This is a genomic window from Halovenus aranensis (genome assembly GCF_900100385.1).
GTDB lineage: Archaea > Halobacteriota > Halobacteria > Halobacteriales > Haloarculaceae > Halovenus > Halovenus aranensis.
In genome coordinates this window covers 1-1,590 of the sequence record NZ_FNFC01000050.1, presented here as the reverse complement: position 1 = coordinate 1,590, position 1,590 = coordinate 1, and the positions used below count along the sequence as shown (strand labels likewise).

The window sequence follows — 1,590 nt, the reverse complement described above, 5'->3', positions numbered from 1 at the left end:
CGTCAACCGAAGCTACGTCTTGCAGGGTTGCACTTGTGCTGGACACACATTTTGCACCCTGCAGCCTCCATTGTGAGGCTTTCTATGACACGCTCATTCATTAGGAAAAGCCCTCTTAGTACAGCCGTCTATTCTCATCTTGCTCATGTCGGTATATACAAAAGGTTATTAATCGACATCATATAATATTACCTCATTCGAAAAGTCGCGATTAAAAAGTGGGCAGGAAAGAGTAAACATTCTATGGGACGACACCAAATCAACGCGTTGACGACAATCATCAATACAAAGAAGGATCGTGGTGGTGCAGTTCGTGTCGGTCTGAAACTGGGAGATGTACTAGGGAACCATGTTCAGTCAAAAATATGTAAAATGGAAAGCCCCCATGATCAAGAGCTATTCTCTGAATTATCTCTCAACTCGGAGGTTATCAGTCTCCCTCAAGTCACGGCACTCAAGCAGACCATTGATATAGCCCTTCAAAAGGATCTCGATCTCACAAACGTACTTATATTAACACGAGTTCCTAGTAATATTGAAGTTAGTGAATATGATATCGTTCATTTACACAATCCAATACCACTGGCTGCAATGATCCAGATGGCAATCAAGTGTAAAAGAGCAGGAGTACCATACTGTATCACAACTCATGGGATTAGCAAACTGCCGGATACACCCGATAGTGAAGATCTGTCAAGATGGCAAATACCTTTTTTCGAATACTGCTTTTTTAAACCGTACCTATCCGTATTGAAAAATGCGGCTCACTTGTTTGCTCTCTCCGAACACGACAAACAACTACTGCTGGAACACTTCCCGGAACAATCGGTAAGCGTTACGCCCAACGGGGTTGAACTAAATCCGCCGGAAGGGAACGATATAGAACGAGCAAAGCAGGAATTCCAAATACCAAAAGATAAACCCATACTCCTATTTGTGGGGAAAATTCACAAAGGAAAAGGAATCGACGACCTGATAGCGATTCACAAAGAAATCCAAGTCGATCACCGGACTATCGTTGCAGGCCAACCAGAAGACCAACGCTACGTAAACAAGATCGAATCAACGGAAGATTCATTGGAGTATGTGGGTTACACGACGAAATCTCAACTGAAACTGTTGTACCGAAGAGCAGATATCTTTGTCTTTCCGACCCGAACCGATGTCTTCCCGTTAGTGGTGCTTGAAGCGATGGCCGCAGGAACGCCAGTGGTTTCGACGACAGTAGGTGGGATACCGGAACAAGTCACGAGCGAAGTGGGGATTTTAACCCAGCCAAACGACCCAGAAGAGATGGCAGAGCGTACCACGGAACTCCTAAAAAACGAAACACGGTTGCAACAGCTCAGTCAAAACGCCTACGAGCGAATCAAAGCTAACTATACCTGGAATACGGTCGCAAGACAGGTTGCAGAGGAATACCGCACTATTATTCGTTGATATCTGATTACACTTTCCGATCACACTAAAGTCGACACTCTCTCGTGAGTAGATGGTTATGCTTATATATTTCTCAAGTAGACTAGAGGGTACGTGAGATGGAGTAAACTATCCTTCGTTCTATCGTTATGTTTTATTAGTTTTGGTATT

At 43.9% G+C, this 1,590-nt stretch carries 1 protein-coding gene; it reads left to right on the top strand.

Annotated features, from left to right (window positions below; genetic code table 11):
• The first annotated feature begins 243 nt into the window (after positions 1–243).
• The gene (locus BLR34_RS16535; protein ID WP_092704993.1) at positions 244–1,440 is read left to right on the top strand and encodes a glycosyltransferase family 4 protein; all 1,197 of its coding nucleotides are present in this window, start codon (positions 244–246) and stop codon (positions 1,438–1,440) included.
• Positions 1,441–1,590: the final 150 nt, after the last annotated feature.

Excerpts from the sequence above, each read along its gene's own strand:
- BLR34_RS16535 (WP_092704993.1), top strand. The coding sequence starts at position 244 with ATGGGACGACACCAAATCAACGCGTTGACGACAATCATCAATACAAAG.